At 53.5% G+C, this 23,521-nt stretch carries 28 protein-coding genes; 19 read left to right on the forward strand and 9 right to left on the reverse strand.

The features are described from left to right. Positions 1 to 27 precede the first annotated feature (27 nt). Positions 28 to 699, reverse strand: coding sequence for a hypothetical protein (locus HS100_19210; GenBank protein MBE7436053.1), 672 nt, complete (start codon positions 697 to 699; stop codon positions 28 to 30). 72 nt (positions 700 to 771) lie between these two features. Here HS100_19210 and HS100_19215 point away from each other — a divergent pair, with 72 nt between their 5' ends. The 7 genes from HS100_19215 to HS100_19245 all read left to right on the forward strand — a co-directional run bounded on the left by HS100_19215 (position 772) and on the right by HS100_19245 (position 6,320). After that, positions 772 to 1,785, forward strand: coding sequence for a hypothetical protein (locus tag HS100_19215; GenBank protein MBE7436054.1), 1,014 nt, complete (start codon positions 772 to 774; stop codon positions 1,783 to 1,785). Positions 1,786 to 1,835: 50 nt separating this feature from the next. After that, entirely contained in the window at positions 1,836 to 2,891 is a 1,056-nt protein-coding gene (gene selD, locus HS100_19220; GenBank protein MBE7436055.1) for a selenide, water dikinase SelD, read from the forward strand. Between the two features lie 3 nt (positions 2,892 to 2,894). Then, positions 2,895 to 3,041: a hypothetical protein gene (locus HS100_19225; GenBank protein ID MBE7436056.1), complete on the forward strand. Its 147-nt coding sequence runs from the start codon at positions 2,895 to 2,897 to the stop codon at positions 3,039 to 3,041. A gap of 172 nt (positions 3,042 to 3,213) precedes the next feature. Then, positions 3,214 to 4,506 carry an HlyC/CorC family transporter gene (locus HS100_19230; protein MBE7436057.1) on the forward strand — a complete coding sequence of 431 codons (1,293 nt, stop codon included), beginning with the start codon at positions 3,214 to 3,216 and terminating at the stop codon, positions 4,504 to 4,506. Positions 4,507 to 4,599: 93 nt separating this feature from the next. Beyond that, positions 4,600 to 5,763, forward strand: a complete 1,164-nt coding sequence (locus HS100_19235; GenBank protein ID MBE7436058.1) for a LysM peptidoglycan-binding domain-containing protein — start codon at positions 4,600 to 4,602, stop codon at positions 5,761 to 5,763. Positions 5,764 to 5,916: 153 nt separating this feature from the next. Continuing rightward, a complete protein-coding gene (locus HS100_19240) occupies positions 5,917 to 6,099 on the forward strand; it encodes a hypothetical protein (protein MBE7436059.1) in 183 nt (60 codons plus the stop codon). Further along, entirely contained in the window at positions 6,096 to 6,320 is a 225-nt protein-coding gene (locus HS100_19245) for a hypothetical protein (GenBank protein ID MBE7436060.1), read from the forward strand. The genes HS100_19240 and HS100_19245 overlap by 4 nt, the downstream gene beginning before the upstream one ends. Before the next feature lie 87 nt (positions 6,321 to 6,407). Here HS100_19245 and HS100_19250 read toward each other — a convergent pair whose 3' ends face one another. Next, positions 6,408 to 6,611, reverse strand: a complete 204-nt coding sequence (locus HS100_19250; GenBank protein ID MBE7436061.1) for a hypothetical protein — start codon at positions 6,609 to 6,611, stop codon at positions 6,408 to 6,410. 127 nt (positions 6,612 to 6,738) lie between these two features. Between HS100_19250 and HS100_19255 the strand changes: the two genes are divergently transcribed. The 4 genes from HS100_19255 to HS100_19270 all read left to right on the forward strand — a co-directional run bounded on the left by HS100_19255 (position 6,739) and on the right by HS100_19270 (position 10,403). Beyond that, positions 6,739 to 8,535 carry a PAS domain S-box protein gene (locus tag HS100_19255; protein MBE7436062.1) on the forward strand — a complete coding sequence of 599 codons (1,797 nt, stop codon included), beginning with the start codon at positions 6,739 to 6,741 and terminating at the stop codon, positions 8,533 to 8,535. Positions 8,536 to 8,627: 92 nt separating this feature from the next. Then, positions 8,628 to 9,617, forward strand: coding sequence for a class I SAM-dependent methyltransferase (locus HS100_19260; protein ID MBE7436063.1), 990 nt, complete (start codon positions 8,628 to 8,630; stop codon positions 9,615 to 9,617). Beyond that, positions 9,614 to 10,009, forward strand: a complete 396-nt coding sequence (locus HS100_19265) for an ACT domain-containing protein (GenBank protein ID MBE7436064.1) — start codon at positions 9,614 to 9,616, stop codon at positions 10,007 to 10,009. Before HS100_19260 ends, HS100_19265 begins: the two co-directional genes overlap by 4 nt. Position 10,010: 1 nt before the next feature. Continuing rightward, positions 10,011 to 10,403 carry a nuclear transport factor 2 family protein gene (locus HS100_19270; GenBank protein MBE7436065.1) on the forward strand — a complete coding sequence of 131 codons (393 nt, stop codon included), beginning with the start codon at positions 10,011 to 10,013 and terminating at the stop codon, positions 10,401 to 10,403. Between the two features lie 7 nt (positions 10,404 to 10,410). On the opposite strand, the gene HS100_19275 is transcribed toward HS100_19270, so the two are convergent. Both HS100_19275 and HS100_19280 read right to left on the reverse strand, forming a co-directional pair. Next, complete coding sequence (locus tag HS100_19275) at positions 10,411 to 11,616, reverse strand: PD40 domain-containing protein (protein ID MBE7436066.1); 1,206 nt, start codon at positions 11,614 to 11,616, stop codon at positions 10,411 to 10,413. Between the two features lie 112 nt (positions 11,617 to 11,728). Next, entirely contained in the window at positions 11,729 to 14,284 is a 2,556-nt protein-coding gene (locus HS100_19280; protein MBE7436067.1) for a hypothetical protein, read from the reverse strand. 191 nt (positions 14,285 to 14,475) lie between these two features. On the opposite strand from HS100_19280, the gene dinB reads away from it, so the two are divergent. The 8 genes from dinB (at position 14,476) to HS100_19320 (ending at position 20,259) form a co-directional block, all read left to right on the forward strand. Then, a complete protein-coding gene (gene dinB, locus HS100_19285) occupies positions 14,476 to 15,636 on the forward strand; it encodes a DNA polymerase IV (protein MBE7436068.1) in 1,161 nt (386 codons plus the stop codon). Positions 15,637 to 15,714: 78 nt separating this feature from the next. Then, complete coding sequence (locus HS100_19290; protein MBE7436069.1) at positions 15,715 to 16,668, forward strand: YafY family transcriptional regulator; 954 nt, start codon at positions 15,715 to 15,717, stop codon at positions 16,666 to 16,668. A 15-nt stretch (positions 16,669 to 16,683) separates the two neighbouring features. Next, on the forward strand, positions 16,684 to 17,757 hold the full coding sequence (locus HS100_19295; GenBank protein ID MBE7436070.1) for an alpha/beta fold hydrolase: 1,074 nt from the start codon (positions 16,684 to 16,686) through the stop codon (positions 17,755 to 17,757). Positions 17,758 to 17,767: 10 nt separating this feature from the next. Then, on the forward strand, positions 17,768 to 18,571 hold the full coding sequence (locus HS100_19300; GenBank protein ID MBE7436071.1) for a GNAT family N-acetyltransferase: 804 nt from the start codon (positions 17,768 to 17,770) through the stop codon (positions 18,569 to 18,571). Between the two features lies 1 nt (position 18,572). Further along, entirely contained in the window at positions 18,573 to 19,220 is a 648-nt protein-coding gene (locus HS100_19305) for a GyrI-like domain-containing protein (GenBank protein MBE7436072.1), read from the forward strand. 7 nt (positions 19,221 to 19,227) lie between these two features. Beyond that, a complete protein-coding gene (locus HS100_19310; GenBank protein MBE7436073.1) occupies positions 19,228 to 19,647 on the forward strand; it encodes a YjbQ family protein in 420 nt (139 codons plus the stop codon). A 1-nt stretch (position 19,648) separates the two neighbouring features. Next, positions 19,649 to 20,008 carry a hypothetical protein gene (locus tag HS100_19315; protein ID MBE7436074.1) on the forward strand — a complete coding sequence of 120 codons (360 nt, stop codon included), beginning with the start codon at positions 19,649 to 19,651 and terminating at the stop codon, positions 20,006 to 20,008. A gap of 59 nt (positions 20,009 to 20,067) precedes the next feature. Then, positions 20,068 to 20,259 (forward strand): PspC domain-containing protein, encoded by a 192-nt coding sequence (locus HS100_19320; protein ID MBE7436075.1) that lies wholly within the window; start codon positions 20,068 to 20,070, stop codon positions 20,257 to 20,259. Between the two features lie 35 nt (positions 20,260 to 20,294). On the opposite strand, the gene HS100_19325 is transcribed toward HS100_19320, so the two are convergent. From HS100_19325 to HS100_19345, 5 genes are read right to left on the reverse strand one after another with little or no spacing between them, the layout of a single operon-like run. After that, a complete protein-coding gene (locus tag HS100_19325; GenBank protein MBE7436076.1) occupies positions 20,295 to 21,200 on the reverse strand; it encodes an ABC transporter ATP-binding protein in 906 nt (301 codons plus the stop codon). Continuing rightward, on the reverse strand, positions 21,201 to 21,638 hold the full coding sequence (locus HS100_19330) for an SRPBCC family protein (protein MBE7436077.1): 438 nt from the start codon (positions 21,636 to 21,638) through the stop codon (positions 21,201 to 21,203). It lies immediately after the preceding gene. Then, positions 21,635 to 22,636, reverse strand: coding sequence for an ABC transporter ATP-binding protein (locus HS100_19335; GenBank protein ID MBE7436078.1), 1,002 nt, complete (start codon positions 22,634 to 22,636; stop codon positions 21,635 to 21,637). The genes HS100_19330 and HS100_19335 overlap by 4 nt, the downstream gene beginning before the upstream one ends. A gap of 36 nt (positions 22,637 to 22,672) precedes the next feature. After that, entirely contained in the window at positions 22,673 to 23,074 is a 402-nt protein-coding gene (locus HS100_19340) for a hypothetical protein (protein MBE7436079.1), read from the reverse strand. A gap of 9 nt (positions 23,075 to 23,083) precedes the next feature. Further along, positions 23,084 to 23,503: a hypothetical protein gene (locus HS100_19345; protein MBE7436080.1), complete on the reverse strand. Its 420-nt coding sequence runs from the start codon at positions 23,501 to 23,503 to the stop codon at positions 23,084 to 23,086. Positions 23,504 to 23,521: the final 18 nt, after the last annotated feature.

Here is a 23,521-nt window from a genome sequence, read left to right on the forward strand (position 1 = left end):
GCGTGCCACACACCCTTGAGTTTTCGATCAGATATCCGTTAGATCGAAAACGGGACCTTCCTTGCAGATCAACCGCATATCATGACGGATGGTCAAGGCACAGACTCCGCAATCGGCGATCCCGCCGCAAGGCATCGGCGCTCGGATGAGAATCTGCGCCTCCATCCGCGCCGCGGTTTGTCCGCTCCCTCCCAGCAGTTCCTTTAACTGATTCAGACTCACCCTGTCGACATCCAATGCCGCATAATCAGCCCAGGGAAGATTACCGGGCAATGTTTTCACGGGTTGTATCTCCACCACCTCAGGCAAATCCGTAATTACCGCATCGCAAAACAGAACAACCTCCGCCTTTTGCTCTAACGCCGGGGAAATCAATCCCTGCAAGCGCGCGGGTGTTGAATCAAAGGCGACCAATGCGATCTTTCTTGCTGAAGGCGGAAGGGAGAATCCATGCCCGATGGGTCCGCGAAGGAAGAGGGTCTCACCAGGTTGCCATAAAGGAGGGATGCCGGGCGCGGTGCGGAATCCATCGGGTGGAAAGAAAAGGCTAGGGAAAAGCGGAACAGGCAAGGGCAGGTTCGAGCCGTCTGCATGGGCATGGAGATACTGCCCCGGGGCGGGAATCAAATCAGGCGGGCAAATCATGCGGGCGGAGCCATCCAAATAGATTTCTGCGATTTTGCCTTTTGCCGTCTTCATTGGAAAAATCTTAACATGCTTCGGGGGCGCGGGCAAGGCGGTTATAATTTTTGCATAATAACCGGAGGAACAATGAATATTTCAAGTCTGCTTCAAGGCCTTGCTTCTTTTGCGTGGATCGGGTTCATCGGAATCCTGATCACAATTACCCTGCGCGCCAGTCGCAAACAACCCGTGGGCGGATTAGGTACCGCCGCGATTGCATTGGTCGTTGTCGCGCTCTTGTTGACGACGATCGGCGCGGGTATTGTGTTCATCGAGCCGGATGAACTTGGCATTGTGGTGACCGTGCTTGGTTCTGGCGGTATCCGCCCAGACCCGTTGGGTTCCGGCCTGCATTGGATCGTGCCTTTTGCCGAGCGCGTGGAGCGGTTCCCCAAGACGAACCAGACCTACACGATGTCTTCAGTGGCGGATGAAGGAGAGGCTGGCGGTGACGACTCCATCCAGGTGCGCACCAAGGACGGCCAGCAGGTTTACATCGACGCGTCGGTCATCTATGCGGTCGATCCCATCAAGGTGGTGCAGTTGTATTCCACCTGGCGGTTCAACTACGAGGACCTGTTTGTCCGCACGCAAGCTCGCGGCATCATCCGCGATGTGGCATCCCAATATGGCGTGGAGGAGATCGTCAGCACAAAACGCGCTGAAATGGAACAGTTGATCACCGATAGAATGTTGACCGTGTTTTCCGAAAACAATCTTGTGCTCCGCGATTTCGTGCTGCGCAACATCCGCTTCAGCGATGAATACGCCGCAGCGGTGGAACAGAAACAGATCGCCGAACAACAGGCGCAGCAGGCGGCCTTCGTCGTCGAGCAGAAGAAACAGGAAGCCGAACAGGCGCGCCAGGTCGCTCAGGGCCAGGCGGATGCGCAGGTGATCGCGGCGAAGGGCCAAGCCGAAGCATTGCTGATCCAGGCACAGGCGCAAGCAGAGGCGAATCGCACCATCGCGCAATCGCTCACGGCGGAGTTGATCCAGTACCAATACGTTACGACTCTCGCGCCGAACGTCCAGACGATCTTCGTACCGAGCGGGCAGCAGTTTATCCTGCCGCTGCCGGGTACAGCGATCGGACAATAAATAAATAGAGACCTGACAGATTTTGAAAACCTGTCAGGTCTCTGAAAACCATGCCCATTCCACAAACCGGACGCGAAGTTCGCCTGACGACTCTTTCCGCCTGCGCGGGCTGAGCGTCCAAATTAAGCGCGGATGCGCTGGCGCAGGTCCTGCGTCCCGTAAGGGATATTTTCGATCCCGCATCATTTCCAGACCTGATGATCGGTCTGGACCCGCCGGACGATGCGGCTGTTTGGCGTTTAAGCGACGATCAAGCCATTGTTGTCACGACGGATTTCTTTACACCGGTGGTGGATACGCCCTATGAATACGGTGCGATCGCCGCCGCAAACAGCTTGTCGGATATTTATGCAATGGGCGGGAAACCCTTCCTTGCACTGAACGTCGCCGCATTACCGGATAATCTTCTGCCAGAAATTTCAAGCGAAATCCTGCGCGGCGGCGCGGAGAAGGCGCGTGAAGCCGGTGTTGTGATCGCGGGCGGACACACCGTCAAGGACAAGGAACCAAAATACGGCCTGGTGGCAATTGGTTTCGTGCATCCGCAAAGAATCATCCGTAAAAGCGGGTTGAAAGATGGGGATCTCCTTTTGCTAACCAAACCGCTCGGGGGCGGGGTCACAACCACATCCATCAAACAGGAAAAGGCAGCTGAAGAACATATCGTCGAGGCGATCAAGTGGATGTCTCACCTGAATAAGACGGGGAGCGAACTTGCCCAGGAGTTCGGCGTCCGCGGCGGGACGGATATCACCGGTTTTGGATTCATCGGTCACGCTTCGGAAATGGCGGAAGCATCCGGATTGTCTTTGCAGTTTGAATTAACCAAAATCCCGTTCATGAGCGGAGCGCGCTCGTACGCGGAAAAAGGCATCTTCCCCGGCGGCGCATTCGACAACAAAGCTCATTTTGAGAAATCCACGGAATTCGCTGGTCTGGATGAGCCTTCGCAAATGCTTTTATTCGATCCACAGACCAGCGGCGGGTTGTTGATCGGCCTGGCGCGGGAAAAATTAACCGCGTTCGCGAATCGCGCAACGGAGTTGAATCAATCCTATTGGGTGGTCGGCGAGGCGCGCGCAGGAAGCGGAATCAGGGTGGGTTGAACGATGTTCCGCATCGGCGTTCTCGAGCTGGCCATCACCTGCGCGTTGATCGTGCTGGCGATCCTGATTCCGGTGATGATCATGCGCGGCTACGCTAAGCTGAACGAACGCATCAATAAACTCGAGGATAAACTCACGAAAAAAGAATAACTTTCAGGTACAATAGGGATACGAAAAGTTGCAAGTACCAAAATGCCCGAAGACTCGCCGGACCCAGACCCCAGCATCCCCTTGCCCTCAATCGACCAAAGCCGAAAATGCTTCACCGCGCGCCTGCGCCGCGTAGATATATTCATCTTGCGCCTTATCTTTACAGGGATCAATGAACATTAGCAGCGAACTGATAATCATCTTTTTATTGATTTTGATCAACGGCATCCTGGCAATGTCTGAAGCAGCACTTCTCGCCTCGCGAAAGGTTAAACTTCAACAAATGGCAAACGAGGGCGATAAAAACGCCGCAGCCGCGCTGGAACTGCTGAAAAACCCAAACACCTTCCTTTCCACGATCCAGATCGGAATTACATTGATCGGCGTGCTGGCAGGCGCGGTCGGCGGCGCAACGATCTCCACTGCGCTGGCTGTCTCGATGCAAAATCTGCCATATGTCGGCGAATACAGCGAATCGATCTCCTTGGGGATCGTGGTCCTATCGATCACCGTCCTGACCATCTGGCTCGGCGAACTCGTTCCGAAACGATTGGGCATCCACAAACCCGAACGCATCGCCAAGGTGGTCGTCGGTCCGATGATTTACATTTCAAAAATGTTCTCGCCGCTGGTCAAATTGATGAGCAATGCGACGGAACTCATCCTGACCCTTTTCGGGATCAAGCCGACCAATGAGCCTCCCATCACAGAGGAGGAATTGCAAGTGTTGATCGATCAGGGCACACAAGCCGGAGTCTTTGAAGAAGCGGAACAGGATATGGTCGAGGGTGTTTTCAGTCTCGGCGATACACGCGTTTACTCGGTGATGACCCCGCGAACCGAGATCGTCTGGCTCGATGTGAGCGACTCGACCGAGGAAATCCTCGAAAAAATCGGCGGCAGTCCGTACTCGCGGTTCCCCGTACGGCAGGATTCACTGGAGACCATCGTCGGCATCGTTAAATCACGCGACCTGCTCGTGACGACCCTATCGAAAAAGGAGATCGCCCTCAAGGAGCTGGCAAAGCCTGCGTACTTCATCCCGGAGACCATGCTCGCCTCGCGCGCGTTGGAAGTGTTAAAAAAGAACAATACGGAAATGCTGCTGGTGGTGGACGAGTTCGGCGGGGTTCAGGGCTTGTTGACCATCAACGACATATTGGAAGAGATCGTGGGCGTAATGGAGGGCGAAGAACCGCAAGCGACTCAAAGGCAGGATGGCTCGTGGTTACTGGATGGCATGCTGGAAGTGGATGAGTTCAAGGAAATCTTCAACCTGAAAGGACTCCCACATGAAGACGAATATGAAACCCTGAGCGGTTTCATAATGACATCGCTCGGTCGGCTGCCGCAAACCGCCGATCATTTCGAATGGGAAAGTCTGCGTTTCGAAGTCATCGACATGGACGGTCGCCGCGTGGATAAGGTATTGGTAACTTCAAAACCGAAACCCGCCTCGGATTAACTCTGAAATATAACGACTCCGATCCTGCGCATTTCATTCGATGGTATATCACTGAAATTCGCAGGATTGTTCGATGGTATAATCCCCGCCCGTATGACCCAAGAATCATCACACAGCAAGACAAAGGTCTGCCCAACCTGCGGAACACGCCTGAGTGAGAATGCAGTGCGCTGCCTTGTGTGCGGCACGGAATTTGCCGTGCAGCCGGAAGTAAAAGCCGCAAAAAAAGCAGAGCGTTCCGTTCAGGCAGCCAGCCTCCCGCAGGTGACGCTCAGTCTTCCCGTGGCGATCGGCTCGTTGGTGGCTGTCATCGCAGTCGCGGCAGGCCTTACATTCCTTCTTGTACCAAAAGACCCTGAATCATTTTCAGCGGGCGAGACCTCCACGCCGACCGAAACTGCAACGCCATCGCTGACTCCCACCATCACGCTGCCCGCCACTGAAACGCCGACCGTCACGCTTCAACCGCCGTTTGAATACACGGTTTCCGCCAACGACGGCTCGTGTTCGCAGATCGCGTTCAATTTCAATATTTCCGTTCAAAGCATCATCGTGTTGAACAATCTGCCATCGAGCTGTCCGATCTCTGTCGGGCAGGTGCTGTTGATCCCCTATCCCACGCCGACCATTCCACCGCCTGCTACGAATACAGCTCTCCCGGCGGAAGCAACTCGCATCTCCTGCGAAACCGTGCAAATCACCGTTCAGGAAAACGACACGCTTTCAAGCATCGCTGCCAACTATGCCGTGCCGATGAGCGCGATCAAGGAATTTAACGGTCTGACAACGGATAATGTCTTTCTCGGGCAGACGATCCTGATTCCGCTCTGCGCCCGCGCACCGGACCCCAACCAGCCGACTCCCACGCCGACCCTTCCGCCTCCCTACCCCGCCCCGAACCTGCTCCTGCCTGCGGACGGCGCTGCCTTCACCCTGGCGAACGACGTCGTGACCTTGCAATGGGCATCCGTCGGCGTCCTCCGCGATGGAGAGGCATACCAGGTCATCATCGAAGATGTGACCGCCAGTCAGACCCGGCGCATCACCGATTACGTGACGGATACAAAATACATCGTTCCGACCACGTTCCGTCCGAGAGATAACGTCGCACACGTCATGCGCTGGTGGGTCGTGCCTGTGTTGCAATCCGGCGTGGACGAACAAGGTCAGCCCATCTGGATCGCTTCGGGTGCAACGAGCGAAAAACGGGTCTTCACCTGGGTCGGGGTCGCTGTACAAGGGACGCCGAATCCCTAATGGTAAAATGAAATAAAAACTCCCTGTCGCAAAGGCAGGGAGTTTTATAAACTGGTGTTATACATCGTCCCGATGGTTTGGACTGCCTGCCAGTTTGATTACAAATTCCTTCGGGATGTTTCGCATTTGGCAGGTAACAAATAGAGGATAATCATGGTTAAAACCACTCTCAAAATCATCGCTGTTCTGCTTTTCCTGTCCGGATTGGTATGGATCTTCCAAGGCGTGGGCGTCCTGCCCGGGAGCTATATGAGCGGCGATCCGCAATGGGCAGTGAACGGCACAGTCACAGCACTCGTCGGCATTATCCTCTTCTGGGCAGCTTCTCGAAAATGACATTGGACGAGACCATTCAAATTGGGGACCGGGTGCAGATCCAGTTGAATGAAAAATTCGGGGAACATATGGGCTGGTATGATGGAGTGGTCATGCGGATCGAACCCTACTCCAGTAATCGATCGTTTTACTGGGTATTACTGAATGCAGAAGCGCAATCTGTGTTGAAGGTTCGCGAGATCTCTGTCTTGAATCCGAGAAATATCAGAAAGGTCGAATGAAGCCAGTAAGGGGGTCATGGCAACTGCTGTCTTAATCGCAACAGAAGGAGCTTCGTATGAGAAGTTTTAGATATATCTCTTTTTGCATTATTGCCCTATTCTTACTGGCGCAGACCGGTCGCCGCGCGGCGCATTCCGAACCAATAGCAGGATGACGGGAGTCGAGACGAAGACCGTGATCAGCAGACCGATAATCCAACCTACCCCGCCGTAAAAATCGGTGGCGGGCTTTGTCACCACCCTCGAACGTGATTTGCCGGGCAGTCCCGGCTGAATGGCTGTTGTGGACATGAGACCTCTGGGAAAATCGATTGGCGCAAGAGTATCCCAAAATCGTGATTAAGGCATGAGAATGCCGCGGCGGTTCATAATGCTCCCGCAATCTTTTTTCCCATCCCTCCGGCTGTATAATTTACGCATGCAATACACGCCGCTCCTCTATCTCTGGGGGCTGTCCGTCATCCTTACATTGACCCTCGGTGTTTACTCACTGCGATTCAGAAGGCACCCGGCTTCGGTTCCATTCATTGCGATGTGTTTTCTCGCTTCGCTTTGGGCGGCAAGCTATATTCTCGAACTTGGCGGGACTACCCTCGCAGTGAAAGTATGGGGGCTTAAAATCGGCTATCTCGGCGTGATCGGCGTGCCGCTTTCATGGACTGCGTTCGCGCTCGCCTATTCCGATCGAAGGGAATGGTTAACCCGGCGCAACGTCCTGATGGCATCGGTCTTTCCAGTTGCAACGTATCTTGTCATCCTTACCACCGAATCCCACGGCTGGTTCTTTAGAACAATGAATCTGCAAACCGACCCGGCAACCGGCTTGATCCTGATCGACAATCCTCTCGGCTGGTGGTTCTGGCTCCATGCGGCATATATATATGGGATGCTGGTTTTCGGAACCTACCTCTTACTGCGCGAATATTGGGAAAAACGGGATGTTTACCGCTCGCAAATCATCATCAATATCACGGCAATTCTCCTGCCATGGATAGCGAACGGGATCGTCATTTCTGGGCTGCTCCCTGTCCATATCGACATAACATCGGTCACTTTTTCCGCCTCGATCCTGATCCTTGGCATGGGATTCCTGCGCTACCGCCTGCTGGATATCACCCCGGTGGCGCATCGCGCCGTGTTCGAAAGTATTTCAGATGCCGTCATCGTGCTCGATGGCGATTTGAGGATAGTCGAGCTAAACCCTGCTTCGCTGGATATTTTCAATCTGAATCACGGCTCGGTGATCGGTAAACCCTTCCGCGAAGTATTCCGCCCGTGGATCTTCATAAACGAAAACGATCTGCAAACACCCAGATATTACAAAGAGATCCTGGTTCAGGATGACGGCGGACCCATGCGTTGGATGCATTTGCACGTCAGCGCCTTGAAAAATGGCTCCAGCCAGAACGAAGGCTGGATCGTGACATTGCGCGATGTGACCAGCATCAAGGAGAATGAATCGGCTCTTGCCATTGCGCGGGATGAAGCAATGCGGGCGAACAGCTTTAAAATGCAGTTGCTTGCCAACGTCAGCCATGAACTGAGAACCCCGCTCGGGATCATCCTCGGGTACACAGACCTTATCGCGCGAAAATCCTACGGCGACCTGACGGAAAAGCAGGTAAACATCCTCGGGCGCATCCGCGACAGCACACAATACCTGGATGTGCTTGTTTCGGAACTGCTCGACCAGGCACAGTTGGACAGCGGGAAACTAAAACTATCCATAGCAGCCTTCGAACCGCGCGAGGTCCTCGGCTCGGTCTGTAGCCAGTTGAGCCTGCTTGCGGAGGCGAAAGAACTCACCTTCCAGGCAACGATATCAGACGCGATGCCCCTCTCCATAGTCGGCGACGGCCAGCGGATAAAACAAATCCTGGTCAACCTTATCAGCAACGCCATCAAGTTCACCGAGACCGGCGGCATCACAGTGGACATCTTCACCAACTCACTGACGGAATGGAATATGCGGGTTGCCGACACAGGTCCCGGCATCCCGCCTGAAGCGCTCCAATCCATCTTTGAACCCTTCAAACAACTTGCCGAGGCGAATAAAACCCTCCGCAAAGGTTATGGATTGGGACTTTCCATTTCGAATCAGATCATCAAACTGATGGGCGGAACAATCTCTGTCGAGAGCACTGTCGGCAAAGGAACCACATTCACAGTGAGGCTGCCTCTCATTACAGAATCAGAATTCATCCTTGATCAATAAACCCATCGACCCCGAAACCCGTTTTCGTCACATTGTCAACCGGAAATCGCGACTCAATAAAATCATGATAGCTTTCCAAATGCACTATTAAAATGGATTTTGATTCCCTGCGCCGATTGCTCGACCAAGCCATCGCTTCCCGTCGGAATTTTTGCGAAACCAGCCATGAGGAAGCTTTCCGCCTCTTCAACGGATTTTACGAAGGTTTCCCCGATCTTGTTCTTGACATCTATGGGCAGACGCTGGTGATCTATGATTTTGCCGAACAGCCAAAAAAGAAATTCATCCTTGAAATCGCGGATCATGTAAGGTCATCCCTTAACTGGCTACGCGCATGTCTATTGAAGTCCCGTAGTGGAAAAACGCGTCCCGAACAATGTGGGGTTTTGTTATTCGGTGATGAGCCGGACCGCAAAATTAACGAACACGGCATCTGGTTCGCGATCGACCTGACGATGAACCGGGATGCGGGTTTTTATCTCGATACACGCAACTTGCGAAAGTGGATTCTAGTAAACGCTCATGGAAAAAGTGTATTCAACTCGTTCGCCTACACGGGAAGCCTTGGCATCGCCGCCGCGGCTGGCAGGGCTGCGAATGTAGTTCAAACCGATCTGAACCGCAGGGTTCTCGACCTGGCGAAAGATTCCCTTTCTCTCAACAACCTCCCCATTCATAAAAAAGATTTCATACCGGGAGATTTTTTTTCAGTCGTTGCTCGGATGAAAAGCACGAAACGAACTTTCGATTGGGTCATCCTCGATCCGCCTTTCTTTTCCGCCACCACGCGCGGAAAAATAGACATGCTCCATGAGAGCGAACGGCTCATAAACAAAGTCCGCCCGCTGATCAATGACGGCGGGGTTTTAATTGCAATCAACAATGCCCTGTACCTCAGCGGACGGGAATATCTGCAAACACTGGAGTCTGTTTGCAAGGACGGCTACCTCAGCATCCGCGAATTGATCCCTGTACCCGAAGATTTCATTGGATATCAGCCGATCGGAATGCCAATCACCGATCCGGCACCGTTCAACCACTCGACAAAGATCGCTGTTCTGGATGTAAGGAGAAAAGGATGACCGGAGAAACCGATCTAAGAACACTTCTCAATGAATTGAATCCCGAACTAAACCCAGGGGAGTATGTCTTTTGCACCGTGAATACATTGAATGATGCCGCGGGACTCAAACCGTTATTCGTCTTTCAAGAGAGAGAAGGGGTGACGGTAGTTTTATCAAAAACACAGGCGGATGAAAATATCTTGTTTTACTCCATGACCTGTGCATGGATCACATTAAACGTTTATTCCTCTCTGGAAGCCGTCGGGTTGACCGCCGCGGTGGCCAACGCGCTGACCAAGGCGGGCATCAGTTGCAATGTGGTTGCCGCCTATCACCACGACCATCTGTTCGTCCCTTTCAAAGACTCGGAACGAGCGATGGAAGTATTGCTCTCATTGTCGCGAGGGTAGAATGGATTCGAAAGAAATTATTCTGGAATTCTGGAAGAGAATGGAGAGCAACGATTTTTACTCCGCCTCCGACCTTCTCCACGACGAATTCACACTGGATTGGATTCAATCCAACGAACGGATTCGCGGCAGGGAAAACTTTGCCCGGATCAACACCGCCTACCCCGCAGGCGGAAAATGGACGTTCGTCATCAACAACATTATTGCCGAGGGCGACCTGGTCGTATCCGATGTCACGGTCAGCGATGGAACCCGCAGGGATCGCGCGATCACATTTTCGACAATCCGCGACGGAAAAATCTGGAAACAGGTCGAATTCTGGCCGGAACCCTTTGATGCACCCGGGTGGCGATCTGCTTGGGTGGATAAAATCGAATCAACCGGCGGGAAATGAAAAGGCGCTACGGCCTCCAGGAAGGCGCGTACCAATCGTATTCCGTCGAGAGACCAGGCGCTTGGAGAATCCCAATCGCCGAAGTGGCAAGGTCCACCAAGAACAGGTGCCCGCCAGTCGTCGATGTTGTCTCTTCGATCACCAAATATTTCGTATGCGGGGAGAAAAGCAAACGTCCCACCGTGTTACCTTTATAGACCGATCTCAAGTCTCCGCCGGTGCGCTTCACGATGAATACTTCCGCGGTTGGATTTCCGCCCGCCAGATTGCCGTAGTAGTTAAAGGCAATCAGGCTGCTATCCGGCGACCAGATCATCGGGTAGATCGAACCGCCGGTGAATTGCGCGATCGTCTCGGCATTCGCGCCATCGGGCTCCATGACTTTCACAAAATGAATCTGCGAGTTGTAATCATATTCGTCATAGGCGAAAAATCCCGCGTCGGGCGAGGCGATGAACTGCGCCTTGGTCAGCAAGGTCTCAAACATGGGCCGCGCCTGCCCGTTCGCCGCGCGGACGAGATAAATGTTTCCATTCGCGCCCGGCAGCGCGGACCGCATGATAATGTTCTCGGTATACCAACCATCCATGATATATGGACGACCATCCGCGGGCAAATCGGTGGAAACACTTTTCAATTCGCTCCCATCAGGATGCACGACGAACACGTCCTCGCCGCCTGCGCCATTCTGTGTGCGGAATGCGATCCAAGATCCATCCGGCGACCAGAAGGGAGGGTCGATGTAGGGGAACTCTGCCAGGGCTTTCCAGTTTTTCGTTTCCGCATCGAACAGCCAAAGTTGGGTGGGAGTTCCATTTGGGTTTGTTGAATAGGAAAATGCCGCATATCTTCCGTCGGGTGACCATGCCAGGGCATTGATGGTGAAGTTGAACACGAAGGGAACCGGAATTTTTTCCAATGGCGGACAGTTCACCGGGTCGGTGATGCAGGTAGCGGAAACTTTTACGAGTTCGATGGTCCCACCCGACTGGCGCGGCTGGAGGAAGAAATACAATTCTCCCGCCTCCTGCGCGGACCCGGAAATTGATTCTATTCCAGACGGAGTAAATTCCACTGGTGAAGGAAACGCTTGCGTCGTGGTTTCCAAAGCCGGGGTCGAGGTATCAGGCGGAGCGTCGAAGTAGGAAGCGGGGGTTGGGGATGAAGCACATGCGGTAACGAGAATCAAGGTCAGGACAGCGATTCGTTTCATGGAGTCTCCGGTCAGGCAGAACGAAACAAAAAAAGATGCTTTGCGTTACAACGATACCAGAATTAAAAAGTTCCCGTTGTCGCATGACAACGGGAACTTTTATTACACCCGTTTACGGCGTATTGGTCGGCGTGGGTGTCCCGGTGGCGGTCTGTGTTGCTGTTGCGGATGGAGCCGTCGTAGTATTGGTGGCAGTGAAGGTTGGTCCAGTCGTTGATGTAGCCGTGGGTGTCGCGGTTCCGGTGGATGTGGCGGTAGCCGGCTGCGAGCCGGAAGATGCGTTATAGATGATGGGCGAAACCCAAAGCGCGCGGTCGCCAACAGCAGATCCCGTAGAAAGAACCGTAAGGATGAATTTTACATTCTGCCCGGCAAGCGACGATAGGTCGATTTCAGCATTGTACACCTGCCCCTCGTATCTTTCAACGAAGGCCCAATATGTAACGACCGAGGACGTTCCCGAAATGGAATAATCGAGGCGGAAGACCACGTAGCAGGATGTCGCGCCGCTCTCACATCCGATCGTAGCCCGGAACTTGTCGCCGGATTTCACCAGGTAGGAGGGATAGATGCCTTGAATGTATCCGTTATTGATGTTCTGTGGATAGGTGATCAGACCCGTGCGGGCGTCGGTCACCCCGTTTTCCATTCGTGATGGATTCGCGATCAGGACGAATCCTCTCGCATCGCCATCCGCGCCGGGGCATGGAAGTTCACCCGCGCCGCTATACCACTTTGCAGCGCAAACGTTTGCAGCGAAGTCATAGATCGTTCCCGGCATGGCTGTTGCAGGAGTGGAAGGCGTTCCGGGCGTCGTTGTTTTGGTCGGCGTATTCGGGACGATGCCGGTCCCGGTTACCTTGATCTCGACCCAGAAGGATTTCGTGCCGGCCGAGCCGATGCCAAATGGCACGCCGGTGTTATTCTTGAGTTTCCAATAACCTCGATACGTCCCGGCGGTGGTGGGCGAGGTCAATGCAAGGGTGATGTCAACGGTTTGACCCGGAGCGACCGAGGCGGGGATGAGCGCGGAATCAGGTCCGCCCATCTTTTCACCGCTGTCGAACATGATGCTATAGTTCGTCCAAGTGCAGGTGCCGACGTTCTTCAAGCGCCAGGTCTTGCTAAAGCCGATGCCGGGCGCGAAGGCAGTTCCATCCCGCACCGTAACATCTGCGATGAACTGGGCGCGATCACAGGCGTTAGGAATGGGTGTGACCGTTGATGTGGGTGTTACTACAAGGGAATTCACGACCCACGTCGGGTCCGAGCCACCCCCATCGGAAAATTCAAGGGACAGGGAACCTCCAGTGACGGCAACGTTGAAAGTATTGCTGGTAAACGCGCCGGCGGCAGAATCCACATCACCAAGAACCGTAGTTCCATTTGCCTTGACAATCATGTTGTCGTGGGCAAAATCTTTATCTCCCATCGTAACGTTAACGGTGTATGTGCCGTTGGTGAGGTTCACTTTGAAGGTTCTGGGAGCGGACACATGCATGACAAAGTCGCGATTCAGGTCGTCTGCCAGAGTGGTTCTATCACGCGATTCCAGTCCAGATGTATCGGTCCAGCCAAAATTACCTCCCGAAATATTCGTCGTTTCTGTGACTCGGTTATATCCAGATGCCAGCGGAGAAGATCCCGTGCCGAAATCGTATTTATTGCCGGTAGGAGGCGGGGGGGGCGGAGGAGTAATATTACCGCCACCAACGCGTGCAATGATCGGATTCACCCACAAAGCCCGGTCACCGGTCGGGGAACCGTAGGCGGAGGTGACGAGAACAAAGGTAACATCCTGCCCGGCAAGCCTGCTCAGATCAAGGTTGACGTTATACGTCCAGCCTTCGTACTTTTCCCGGAACGTCCAGAATGTGGTCTCAGGTCCGTTGCCGACCTTGTAATACAGGCTGTATGCAACATAGCAATTTGTCGCGCCGTATTCACAGCCAATGGTGGCTTGGAACCGGTCGCCATTTTGAACCCGGAAGGCGGGATAAGTGGCTTTGACGAATCCGTTCGTGACGTTATTCGGCGCCATCAACAAACCGGCTTGAGCAGAAGTCACGCCGCTCTCGAGTTTAGGTTGATCCACTTTGAAAGCAAATCCGTTCGCGCTGCCATCGGGAGCGGGGAACGTAAACGCCCCAACTCCGCTCGACCATTGGGCTGAGGGCGCGTTGACGGTGAAGTCATACCCTGCTCCAGTCGAACCGCCGCTGACTCGAATCTCAACCCAGAAGGATTTATTTTGATTCGAACCGATGCCGAAGGTCAAACCGCCGAAGTTCGTGGTCTTGAATTTCCAATAGCCGAAGTAGTGACCGGCGTTGGCAGGCGAAGTCATATCGACTGTGATGTCGACCGTCTGTCCCGGGTTTACCGTCGTGGGCAGGGTGAGCGAGGCAGGCGCGTTCATACGCTCACCGCTGTCGAAGATCAGCGAGACATCGCCCCCCCACGCGCAGGAGCCGATGTTCTTGATGCGCCAGGTTTTCTTGAACGCAGTATTCGCGGCAAAGTTCGTCCCGTCGGGGATGGTCACATCTGCAACGAACTGCGCCCAATAACAACTTGCCGCGCCTGCGGTGGATGATCCACCCGGCGCAAGAGTCATCAGAATCGCAAGCAGGAGCAGTGTCGAAATCGTTCTTATAACAAGTCTCATTTCTTCCTCCATCAAGCCAATACGGAGTATGGACGTAAAGGTTCTGCAAAATGTTCCGTTTTGACTATACGCTTGCCTAGTATAACTTTTCTTTAATAATTGTTCAATAATGAATTCAAAACAATTTGGTGGTCAATTTTTCCCGTTTTCGTCCGTTCTTGAGACCATCCCGGCTGCACTATAATCACCTCATGGCCCGCACGATCCTCCATCTCGACCTCGATGCGTTCTACTGTTCCGTCGAAGAGATCCAGAATCCGCAGCTGCGCGGGAAACCATTTGCCGTTGGTGGTAAACCGGATGAACGCGGTGTGGTCGCATCCTGTTCGTATGCCGCCCGCGCATTGGGGATCCGCTCGGCCATGCCCATGTCCCGGGCTGTGCGTCTTTGTCGCGACCTGATCATCGTACCGGGTAGGCACAGACTTTACGGCGAATATTCCGAAAAGGTGATGGAAAAACTGCGGAATTTGACTCCGTTGGTGGAACAGATCTCCATCGACGAAGCCTTCCTCGACATTTCGGAACTTTCCGAATCCCCCTCGCGCCTCGCCCTGGACCTGCAAACTGCGATCCGAACCGAGCTGAATCTCCCCTCGAGTCTCGGAATCGCATCCAATAAACTCGTGGCGAAGATTGCGACGGAGGTTGGCAAGAAATCGAGCAAAAGAAAGAACGAACCGCCGTTTGGTTTTACAGTTGTCCCCGCCGGGGAAGAAGCAGAGTTTCTCGCTCCCCTCCCCGCAGACATGCTCTGGGGGGTGGGACCAAAAACGAATGCGCGGCTCGCTGAACTCGGCATCCACACGATCGGGGATATTGCCCGCTGGCCCGAAAAAGAATTGGTCAGCCTCTTTGGCGAGAACGGACGCGACCTGTGGCGTCACGCCAACGGCATTGACAACCGCCCCATCGTCACGGAATACGAAACGAAATCCGTCAGCCAGGAAACCACATTCAATGTGGATATCCGCGACGAGAAACACCTGCTCAAGACCCTGCGGGAACAATCACACGATGTTGCGCTGCAGTTACGCAAAAACGATCTCGCCGGAAAGACAGTGAAAATAAAGATCCGCTGGCCCGATTTCACCACGCTGACAAGACAAGTCACACTGCCGACTTTAACGGACAACGAGGACGAGATCTACCGCGCGGCGGTCAAATTGATGAACGCCGTCCGCAAGCCGGATCAAGCCGTCAGGTTGATCGGCGTCGGCGTCAGCGGAATCGGAGCTCCGGTGCGGCAACTCAGCTTATGGGATGTCGGAAGCGAAAAATCCCGGAAATTGCAAGTGGTGGTGGATGAGCTCCAGGCAAAGTACGGGAAGGATGTCATCCGAAAAGGGTAGGAAGGTTAGTATTTTCGTCTGCGGGTATATGTCATGATTTGACATATACCCGCTTTATATTTCTCAAGGATGTGACACATGCACACCACAGCCACCCGCCTCATCACGCTTATTTTCCTCCTGCAAAACCAGCCCAACCAGAAAGCGTCGGCACTGGCAGAGAAATTGGGCGTGTCCCTGCGCACCGTCCACCGATATTTCGAGATGCTCGATGAAATGGGAATCCCAGTCTATTCGGAGCGTGGACCGTACGGCGGATTCTCGCTCGTGCGCGGATACAAAATGCCGCCGCTGGTTTTCACATTGGAAGAAGCCGTAGCCGTGGTACTCGGAACGGGTCTGGTGCGGGAATTGTGGGGCGACCTATATCGTGATGCCGCTCAAGGCGCGCTTGCAAAACTGGAAAACCTATTGCCCGAAGAACAGGCGCGTGAAGTGGCATGGGCGCGCGGGTCGCTGGTTGCCACCGGTATGCACCGCGCCGATTTGAAGGCGCAGACGCCCGTCCTCGAAAAACTCCGCCGCGCCATCCGCGAAAGCCGAAGCGTGGAAATGAATTACCAAAGCAGCCAGGTGCCGCATCCTGCAAAGCGCGGACTCGACCCATATGCGCTCGTCCATCGCTGGGGCTGGTGGTACGTCATCGGCTTCTGCCATGTGCATAAAGAAGTCCGCACCTTCCGTGTCGATCGGATCGCCGAAGTTTCGTTGTCGGTGACATCCTTCACCAAACCCGCTGATTTCGATTTGCAAGATTATCTCAAGAATGAAATGCAGGCACAACCCCAGATCACCGCCCTCCTGCGCTTTGAAGCGGAATTCGCCAATCTGGTCGCGGGCAATCAATCCTACTGGCGCACCGTCGAGCCGCAAGCGGATGGCTCGGTGAAGGTCACATTCCATGCGCCCACGCTCGAATGGGCGGCGAGTTCCGCGTTGATGTATGGCCCAGCGGTGGAGGTATTGGAACCGACGGAGTTGCGAACGATGGTGGCAGAATGGCTTGAAGAAACCAAAAGTAAATATGGCTGATAAAAAGGAAAGATCATGAAACGAAAATTTTTATTCATCACTTTGGGAGTCATTCTCTCTGTGATAATTCTTGTTCTGGGCGGGATTTGGTACATGTCCACCCAGCCGTTGTATATGCCGGGCATGGTACGGAGCGAAAAAAACCTGAACGCGCCGCTCACACCGCCGGAACAACTGCAAAACTCCGAAACCTGGCTCGTCGAGCCGGGGATCGAACTTCATCACTTTGTCGTTGGAGATGGCCGTAATGTGCTTGTCATTCACGGCGGACCCGGTTTGCCCTTCCTCGAACCCATGAGCGGACTCGCGCCGCTAACCGGTGAATTTCAATTTCACTACTACGACCAACGCGGCTGCGGAGAATCCACCAGACCGATCGACCGTTTCGAGTCTCAGAACATGTATGAAAACATGATAATACTCGACAAAACCCTCGGATTGGGCGCACAGATCGCGGACATCGAACGCATCCGACAGATTCTGGGGGACGACAAATTGATCCTCATCGGTCATTCGTGGGGTGGATTCCTCGCCTCGCTCTACGCGGCTGAATTCCCAGATCATGTCGAGGCACTGATCCTGATCTCCCCAGCTAATATGATGGTCATGCCGCAGCCGGATGAAGAAAGCGACTTGTTCACCTCGGTGCGAGAAAAGCTCCCCGCCGATCAACAAGCCGAGTTCGATGAATTCATGGCGGAGTACATGGATTTCAACACGCTCTTCCAAAAATCGGAAGAAGACCTGGTGGCAATGAACGAGCAATATGGGGAGTATTACATCCAGGTGGTGGATGTCCCTGTCCAGACCCCGCCTCAGGGAAGATCCGGCGGATGGATGGTGTGGGCGCAATACGTCAGCATGGGGCAGCGGCATGACTACCGCGATGCGTTGAAGGCTGTCACCGCCCCCGTGCTGGTCATCCACGGCACAAACGACCTGCAAAGCGAAGCCGCCAGCCGCATTTATCAAGAGGCAATCCCCAATGCCGAATTTGTCGTGATCGAAAGCGCAAGTCACTTCTCTTTCGAAGAACAGCCGGATGAATTTGCCAAGATCGTCGCGGACTTTCTTTCCGTGGTGAAATAAAAGAGGTAACATGAAAGTAAGATTTGAGATCAAAACCGTAAATGCAGGTAACATTGACGAGTCCGGCTTCTTTTGCTACATGAGCAAGCGCAAGGAACCGGGCTACAAACAAAAACGCGACTGGCTCGAATCGCGATTCACAGAAGGCATGAAGATCAAGGTCATTCACGAGACCGGCGGGCGCGACACAGCCTTCATCGAATACATCCCCGGCGAGTTTGCCTGGCGCGCGGTCAAGGCGAAAGGATATATGTTCATCCACTGCCTTTGGGTGGTGGGAAAAGGCAAAGGCAAGGGCTACGGCAAAGTCCTGATCGATGAATGTATCAAGGATGCCCATGCGCAAAAGCTGAAAGGGGTAGCCATGCTCACCAGCAGTCTCACCTGGCTGGCTGGAAGGGAAATCTTTGAACGCAACGGATTCACGGAAGTGGCTTCGGCGCCGCCATCGTTTCAATTGATGGTTGATCGGTTCGAATCCACCCCTTCGACCGCGCTCAGGACGGGCTCTAAGCCGACTCTGCCCAGTGACTGGGATGCACGCGCCAAAGCCTTCGGTCGCGGGTTGACGATCATCCGCACGCCGCAATGTCCCTACATCGAAAATGGCACGTATGCCATCCTGACCTTTGCAGAGTCGCGCGGTATCGAAGCCAAAGTGGTCGAATTGAAAACGGCGAAGGAAGTGCAGGAACGTTCTCCATTCGCATATGGCGTCTTTGGCACGGTTTTGGACGGCAAGCCGCTCGCCTATCAATACCTGCTCGAAAAAGATTTCGATAAACTGCTGCAGGAAAGAAACAACGGAGGTTGACATGAAAGTCCTTGACCTAAAAAAACAGTACAAACCGCTCTACCAGCCCTCGGCGAAGAAGATCGAGGCGCTCCATGTACCAAACCTACAATTTGTCATGATCGACGGTTTTATCGAGAAGGGATCAGAACCGGGCAAGTCACCTGCCTTTGCAGAGGCGACTCAGGCACTGTACAACCTATCGTATACGCTCAAGTTCATGTTCAAGAAGCGCAAGACGAACGCCATCGATTATCCGGTCATGGCATTGGAAGGTTTGTGGTGGGTGGAGGACGGCAACTTTGACATCTTCAGAAAAGATAACTGGTTCTACACATTGATGATCATGCAGCCAGACATTGTCACTCCGGAGATATTCGGGGAAGCACGCGAACAAGTTCGCAAGAAGAGAGGCGGGACAGATGCTCTCAATAAAGCGCGGTTGACCCACTTCGAGGAAGGTTTGTGCGTTCAAACCATGCACATCGGACCCTACGCCACCGAACCCGCAACCATCGACCGGATGAAGGAGTTCATGGTAGAGAATGGGCTCAAGGATAGCGTCGGACCGATTGGCGGCAAGCATCACGAAATTTACATGAGCGACCCGCGCAAGGCTGCGCCGGAAAATATGAAGACCGTATTGAGACACCCGGTTGTAAAGATATAATCGGGGCATGACGGTAAAATCCTTAACCATTCATTTGTCTGCACGGGGAAATGCAGATATTCACGATATCACCGATCAGGTCGCCAGCCAGGTCGCGCGAAGCGGGATCACGAACGGGATTGTAACGATCTTCTGCCAATCTTCCACAAGCGGCGTGACGACCATCGAATACGAAGCCGGTGCGCTGAGCGACCTGAAACGCCTCTTCGATGAGATCATCCCGCCAAATCGCGAGTATGCCCACAACTCGAGGTGGGGCGACGGAAATGGTCACAGCCATGTACGCGCCAGCATGCTTGGTCCTTCATTAACCATTCCCTTCATTGCCAGGCGCCTGACACTCGGTACCTGGCAGCAGATCATCTTCGTGGATTTCGATAACAAACCCCGCAAAAGGGAGCTGGTCTTGCAGGTGATCGGAGAATAAAATGAACTGTTTCTACCATCCGGCTGACCCCGCTGTCGGCATCTGTAAATACTGTCAGCGCGGGCTTTGCTCCGACTGCGCCGCCGTTGTGGACGATGTGCTTGCCTGTAAAAACCGCCACGAGGAGGAAACTCACAAACTGGAAAAACTAACCGCCCGCAATCTATTCCAATCGGAACGCGTCGGCTTGGTTTACATGCGCAATGCTATTTTTTACGGGCTGGTCGGTGCGGCGTTTGCGGGTTTCGGCGTGTGGCAGTTGAAGTGGCTCGGCTTGCAGGCTGCTCTCTTCATTGCTTTGGGTGCATTCCTGCTGTATGCAGCTGTTGCCAATTATCTGGAGGGAAGGAAATACAAATAACCCGCAACTCTTTTCGTTTGCCTGCGTAAAGCAAGTAGATATTACGAAAGGAGCGAACAATGAGCGATATTAAAGTACTCACGCGGAGCAAATCCAACCGCATGATCGCGGGTGTCTGTGCCGGTTTGGGCGACTATCTCAACATCGACCCCACCGTCGTCCGGCTGTTATTCGTGCTGGGATTCTTTACCTTCAACGGCGCCATGCTGCTGGTCTATCTCATCATGGCGATCGTCACCCCCGAACAATAAATCTGTAGGGGCGGGGTAATCCCGCCCCTACCTTTTCATCTCGCCAATGCCAAAAAGACATCCTCCAGGGTGGGCTCCCCTCTCTCGATTTTTTCCACCTGAATTTTTTTCTTTCTCAATAAGTTTTGCATCGCCTCATCGCTGACCCGTTGGCTGATGACCCGTAAATGGTCCCCCGCCAACCCGACGCGTTCCACGCCTTCCAGCTCATGCAGGTGTTCCAATCCCTGCTCGAGCGGATGCGCAAACACTTCCCACACATCGCCTTTGATAACGGACTTCTTCAAATTCGTCGGCGTATCCATCGCCAGCAGTTTGCCGTCGCGCATCACACCGACGCGTTCGCAGTATTCGGCTTCGTCCATGTAGTGTGTGGTGACGAAGATGGTCACGCCATTTTCGGCGAGTTGATAGATCAAATCCCAGAAGGCACGGCGGGCTGTGGGGTCGACTCCCGATGTGGGTTCGTCAAGGAAGAGCAACCTGGGTTGATGGACAAGCGCGATGGCAAGCGCCAGCCGCTGTCGCCAGCCGGTGGAGAGATCCCTCGTCAGCGTGGATTCATGCCCGGTAAGGCCGACCAGTTCCAACGTCTGCGTGATGCGGTCTTTATCCGTAATGCCATAGACGCCACCGTAGAAGGTCAGGTTTTCCAATGTCGTCAGGTCGTCGTAAATCGCAAACTTCTGCGACATGTACCCCACCCGCGCGCGGACTTCCTCGCTCTGGCGGACGACATCATAGCCAAGCACCGTCGCCTCGCCTTCGCTGGGCGCAAGCAGACCCAACAGCATGCGGATGGTGGTGGTCTTGCCAGAACCGTTGGGTCCGAGATAGCCGACCACCTCGCCTTCGTTCACTTCGAAGTTGAGGTGATCCACCGCGGTGAAATCGCCGAAGCGCCGCGTGAGATTTTCGACGTAGATGACAGGTAAGGACATTTACGCTCCCTTTTCAAGGACAGTTTTCAGGCGGGCAAGGTTTTCTTCCATCATGGCTTTGACACGACCCGCAAGCACGCCTTCGGCAAGTTTGAACAAACCCCCAGGGTTGCCCTGCGCATTAAGATTGATCTTCGTGCCCGTGCCGACGGTCTTGAAAGAAAGCGTGATGTTGACCTGCATGGGTCCGGCATTGATCTGAAAACCGCATTTCGTATCAGGCTCATAAGCGGTGATCTGCATTTCGCCTTCGATGCGGCGTCCCATCATTTCGCCAATGCTTTTGAATTTTGTCCCTGTGCCCACTGCGCCCGGCGTAACCTGTTCCAAACCTACAACAGCGGAGTTCCATTTCGACATGTTATTGGGGTTGGCAACAAATGCAAAGACATCCTTTTGAGGACGGTCGATCAATGCGTTTAAATCGAGGTTAATCATGATCCATTCCTTTCCAGGGTGGGCGACGCACCCACATATTCATGGTCCGATAACGCGATAAATACATCTTCGAGCACGGGCGGCACAGAGCGAAGTTCATCCACACGACCGCCCGCCTGTTTGATCTCAGCCTTCAAGCGCTTCAATACCGCCTTCGATTTTTCTTCGCCCACGCGGATGTGCAATCGATCTCCAAAGGCTTGCACGTCTTCCACATCCACATCCGCATGAGCGACGTGACGAAGCGTATTGAGCGGGGAGCCGCGCAGTTCGAGCACACGCCCGTTGAGGCGTTTACGCAAATTGGACGGCGTGTCTTCGGCGATGATCCGTCCGTTTTTCATAAATCCAATGCGATGACAACGGGAGGCTTCGTCCATGTAGGGGGTGGAGATGATGACGGAGACGCCCTCCCCCCTATCCCCTCTTCCAGAGGGAGAAGGGAACACAGCAACTAATTTAATAACCAATTGCCAGAAATCCTGCCGGGTGACGGGATCAACGCCGGTGGAGGGTTCATCCAACAAAAGCAAGCGCGGACGAGTGACCAGCGCGGAGGCAAGCCCAAGTTTCTGTTTCATGCCGCCGGAGAGCTGCCCGGCGCGGCGGTCTTTGAATTTTTCCAAGCCAACGAATTCGAGGATTTCCATCGAACGCGGCAGCCATTCGGAGGATGAAAGTCCACGCACTTCGGCGAAGAAGCGGATGTTCTCCAGCACAGTCAGGTCTTCGTACATCGAAAAGCGCTGCGAAAGATAGCCAATGTTCGAGCGCGCATCTTCGGTTTCCTTCAATACATCATAGCCGCAAATTTCAATGGAGCCGTGATCGGGTTTTAACCCGCCGACCAGCAAGCGCATCGTCGTCGTCTTCCCCGCTCCATCCGAGCCGACGAGCCCGTAAATCTCTCCTGCCGGAATTTGGAGAGAAACGCCCTTCACCGCTTGAGTGGAGCCAAAGTATTTCATTAGGTTGCTTGCATTAATCAGAAGTTCCATTTTTTTCATTATCTCGTCCTGTCGCAAGACAAATTTCTATGCGTTGGAGCGAGCCTTCACATAACAAATCGATTGCAGGATAAAAAATACGATATGAAGCGCCGTTGCGACATACCCAGCCGTGACCAACCCGACTTGTGCAAAACTATCCCAATAAAGCAGGTTCGAGCCGCCCAATAGAAACGATACGCCGGCCAGATATAAATGCCAGTATGATTTCATTTCTTTGATCATGACAGTGATCGTAAGGATGCCTGTCAATACGGCAAAACCGTGTGCTTCGAAGAAGCCGATGGTGTAGACGGAATTCGTAAATATGTCCCTCAAGGGACCAATACCTTGATAATGACTTAATAATTCAAATATCATTTGCGCGAAACCGGTCAAACCAAGATACAGGGCGTTCAAGATCAGTGTCGTTCTGCGAAACTTGTACATTGCAACACTCTACACCGCTAAAGGCTGGGAACGGTATCGAAGACTCCAGATGAATATCAACATGAAGGTCATCAGGGCAAGTATCGGATAGCTGTACCAGTTGGGAAACTTGTTGATGTAGGCTGTGCTCTGGGTCAGAAAGGTCTGAACGTGAATTGGAATACTGATCGTGAAATAGACCAGGATGAATCCGTAGAAATACTTTTCCCAGCCATGCTCAAACAATACCTGCTTCCAGGAAAGCCATCCGACGATCCCTGCATAGGTCATGGGAAATGCAAGCGTCATATCGAATCCAGGGGTCAGGATGTATTGTCGAAGCAAATCATGCCCGATAAACAGGCTGGTGACATGCAGATACATTCCTGAAATTAATGTGATGATCGCAGCCTGCCGAAAGAAATAGCCGTGCGCCTGAAATGTTTTCATTAGTCAGCTCCTTGAATA

It is taken from the genome of Anaerolineales bacterium (assembly GCA_015075725.1).
Taxonomy (GTDB): Bacteria; Chloroflexota; Anaerolineae; order Anaerolineales; family Villigracilaceae; genus Villigracilis.

What these genes read in the sequence shown, in the direction of transcription:
- HS100_19210 (MBE7436053.1), bottom strand. Translation starts at nt 699, where the DNA reads ATGAAGACGGCAAAAGGCAAAATCGCAGAAATCTATTTGGATGGCTCC.
- HS100_19215 (MBE7436054.1), top strand. Translation starts at nt 772, where the DNA reads ATGAATATTTCAAGTCTGCTTCAAGGCCTTGCTTCTTTTGCGTGGATC.
- HS100_19225 (MBE7436056.1), top strand. Translation starts at nt 2,895, where the DNA reads ATGTTCCGCATCGGCGTTCTCGAGCTGGCCATCACCTGCGCGTTGATC.
- HS100_19230 (MBE7436057.1), top strand. Translation starts at nt 3,214, where the DNA reads ATGAACATTAGCAGCGAACTGATAATCATCTTTTTATTGATTTTGATC.
- HS100_19235 (MBE7436058.1), top strand. Translation starts at nt 4,600, where the DNA reads ATGACCCAAGAATCATCACACAGCAAGACAAAGGTCTGCCCAACCTGC.
- HS100_19240 (MBE7436059.1), top strand. Translation starts at nt 5,917, where the DNA reads ATGGTTAAAACCACTCTCAAAATCATCGCTGTTCTGCTTTTCCTGTCC.
- HS100_19245 (MBE7436060.1), top strand. Translation starts at nt 6,096, where the DNA reads ATGACATTGGACGAGACCATTCAAATTGGGGACCGGGTGCAGATCCAG.
- HS100_19250 (MBE7436061.1), bottom strand. Translation starts at nt 6,611, where the DNA reads ATGTCCACAACAGCCATTCAGCCGGGACTGCCCGGCAAATCACGTTCG.
- HS100_19255 (MBE7436062.1), top strand. Translation starts at nt 6,739, where the DNA reads ATGCAATACACGCCGCTCCTCTATCTCTGGGGGCTGTCCGTCATCCTT.
- HS100_19260 (MBE7436063.1), top strand. Translation starts at nt 8,628, where the DNA reads ATGGATTTTGATTCCCTGCGCCGATTGCTCGACCAAGCCATCGCTTCC.
- HS100_19265 (MBE7436064.1), top strand. Translation starts at nt 9,614, where the DNA reads ATGACCGGAGAAACCGATCTAAGAACACTTCTCAATGAATTGAATCCC.
- HS100_19270 (MBE7436065.1), top strand. Translation starts at nt 10,011, where the DNA reads ATGGATTCGAAAGAAATTATTCTGGAATTCTGGAAGAGAATGGAGAGC.
- HS100_19275 (MBE7436066.1), bottom strand. Translation starts at nt 11,616, where the DNA reads ATGAAACGAATCGCTGTCCTGACCTTGATTCTCGTTACCGCATGTGCT.
- HS100_19280 (MBE7436067.1), bottom strand. Translation starts at nt 14,284, where the DNA reads ATGAGACTTGTTATAAGAACGATTTCGACACTGCTCCTGCTTGCGATT.
- dinB (MBE7436068.1), top strand. Translation starts at nt 14,476, where the DNA reads ATGGCCCGCACGATCCTCCATCTCGACCTCGATGCGTTCTACTGTTCC.
- HS100_19290 (MBE7436069.1), top strand. Translation starts at nt 15,715, where the DNA reads ATGCACACCACAGCCACCCGCCTCATCACGCTTATTTTCCTCCTGCAA.
- HS100_19295 (MBE7436070.1), top strand. Translation starts at nt 16,684, where the DNA reads ATGAAACGAAAATTTTTATTCATCACTTTGGGAGTCATTCTCTCTGTG.
- HS100_19300 (MBE7436071.1), top strand. Translation starts at nt 17,768, where the DNA reads ATGAAAGTAAGATTTGAGATCAAAACCGTAAATGCAGGTAACATTGAC.
- HS100_19305 (MBE7436072.1), top strand. Translation starts at nt 18,573, where the DNA reads ATGAAAGTCCTTGACCTAAAAAAACAGTACAAACCGCTCTACCAGCCC.
- HS100_19310 (MBE7436073.1), top strand. Translation starts at nt 19,228, where the DNA reads ATGACGGTAAAATCCTTAACCATTCATTTGTCTGCACGGGGAAATGCA.
- HS100_19315 (MBE7436074.1), top strand. Translation starts at nt 19,649, where the DNA reads ATGAACTGTTTCTACCATCCGGCTGACCCCGCTGTCGGCATCTGTAAA.
- HS100_19320 (MBE7436075.1), top strand. Translation starts at nt 20,068, where the DNA reads ATGAGCGATATTAAAGTACTCACGCGGAGCAAATCCAACCGCATGATC.
- HS100_19325 (MBE7436076.1), bottom strand. Translation starts at nt 21,200, where the DNA reads ATGTCCTTACCTGTCATCTACGTCGAAAATCTCACGCGGCGCTTCGGC.
- HS100_19330 (MBE7436077.1), bottom strand. Translation starts at nt 21,638, where the DNA reads ATGATTAACCTCGATTTAAACGCATTGATCGACCGTCCTCAAAAGGAT.
- HS100_19335 (MBE7436078.1), bottom strand. Translation starts at nt 22,636, where the DNA reads ATGGAACTTCTGATTAATGCAAGCAACCTAATGAAATACTTTGGCTCC.
- HS100_19340 (MBE7436079.1), bottom strand. Translation starts at nt 23,074, where the DNA reads ATGTACAAGTTTCGCAGAACGACACTGATCTTGAACGCCCTGTATCTT.
- HS100_19345 (MBE7436080.1), bottom strand. Translation starts at nt 23,503, where the DNA reads ATGAAAACATTTCAGGCGCACGGCTATTTCTTTCGGCAGGCTGCGATC.